General features: G+C 35.8%; 1 protein-coding gene. It reads left to right on the top strand.

From position 1 onward, the window contains the following. Nucleotides 1-1,744 (top strand): T9SS type A sorting domain-containing protein (locus ENL20_11980; GenBank protein ID HHE39274.1); only part of this gene is annotated, 1,744 nt, incomplete at its 5' end. Nucleotides 1,745-1,765 lie beyond the last annotated feature (21 nt).

Raw genomic sequence — 1,765 nt, 5'->3', positions numbered from 1 at the left:
TTACGATTACATGCCGGGAAGTTATAATGGAATTCCTATTCAAGTTCAATCAGGGGGTGGAGTTTATATTATTTACCATGCTGCTGAGACTATTTTTTCAAATCGAAAAATTGTCTATTGCTATCTTGATCCTGATGGAAATCTCTTTTACAATGGTCCCATCGAAGAGGATTATTGGGAAGGATATGCAAATTGTGATGTCGATTTTATAACAGGAGATGCCTTTGTTGTTTGGCATCAGATCGTTGGATCGGAAAGTGATGTTTTTATGACTTATGATCTGTTTCATTTGAATGAAGGACCTGGTATTTGGAGAGAACCATTCATTGTGATCGACAATCCTTTTGATCTGATAAATCCTGATGATGTATTCATTTGGCCTTACATTCAGATTGGATCTTCACCTGTGGAAGGACATAGACGAGTTTATGTGATCGGTATAAATTCTGCTTTTACCGGTTATTATCCTCGTCAAAGTGTTCTTCTCGCTTACGCTGATTTTGATACGGAAGACCTTACAAATCAGGTCTCTTTTGAATGGACTTACAACTTGATAGAACTGGCTCCTCCCGGATCGGAGATCTCATTTCATAAATCTTTTGTCGTATCAAATGATGGCAAAGTTGCTTTGATCGGATACAATTCTAATGATGAGATTTATGTCTGTTTCAATGAAAATTATGGAGAAGGTGAATTTACTTTAATTTCAGAAGATTTCAGGTTTGAAATCGATGATCCTTTCCTGGAAAATAGAGAGGGTTTCTTCACGACATTTCTTCACTGCAATCATTTTAATGCGATTTTTTCTGCTAATTCCAAAATAAATTTTGTAGGAACAATGGGGCTTTACTACGATTCCGGTAATGAAATTTATTATTACACTCATTATGTATATCCTAAAATTTTTTCTTTCGATTTCAATTTGAATGAATTTAGTTTCTTTGATTTATATCCGCAAGATGACGATCCGGAAAATCCGTATTTCGGAGATATGATGGGTTGGCCCATTTATTATTATGATAATGAAGATGCCTATCATGAAAACTATTTTCGAATTGTAAAGAATGAAGAAAATAACTGGTTAGCAGCAGTCTGGTCCGATGGTTTGAAAGCAAAACTGGCAAACGATGGAGAACCCGGATATGAAGATTGGTCGGAAGTTCCTGAAATAGCGATCTGTATTTCCAATAACAACGGAGAAACCTGGTCAGAACCGATTTTCCTGAATTCCTTGGAAACTCCCGAACTTGCAGATATGATCCCGTGTTATATCTATCCCGGAGATTTTATCGAAGATTTAGGAAACGAACATGGGAAACTCCATCTTTTCTTTTTGGATGATAATAGTTATGGATCATATATTTTGGGAAATGGACTTTTTGATGGCGGAATGCTCAAATACGCTGCTCTCAATATCGATTTTAGTTATGATGCAGCAGTTGAAGAAAATGATATTTGTAGTACAGAACTTGTTCTGCAAACCTTTCCTAATCCCTTCCATTCCGAAACAACGATTTCGTTCAATGTAACACAAACCTCCCGATTTGTGACTCTCGAAATATTCAATATCAAAGGACAACGCATTCGTGAATTAGAAATTATAAATGATAAATTAGAAATGAATAAGGTTATTTGGGATGGAACTGATGATCTTGGCAAGCAGGTCAGTTCCGGAATTTATTTCTATCAATTAAAGATTGATGAAAGACCTGTTGCTACGAAGAAGTGCCTGTTGCTTAGATAAATCAAAAATATTCAATTCCGA

The sequence above is a fragment of the Candidatus Cloacimonadota bacterium genome (assembly GCA_011372345.1).
Taxonomy (GTDB): Bacteria; Cloacimonadota; Cloacimonadia; order Cloacimonadales; family TCS61; genus DRTC01.
Note: the sequence above shows the minus strand (reverse complement) of the source record. Positions and strands in the feature narration are given on the sequence as shown.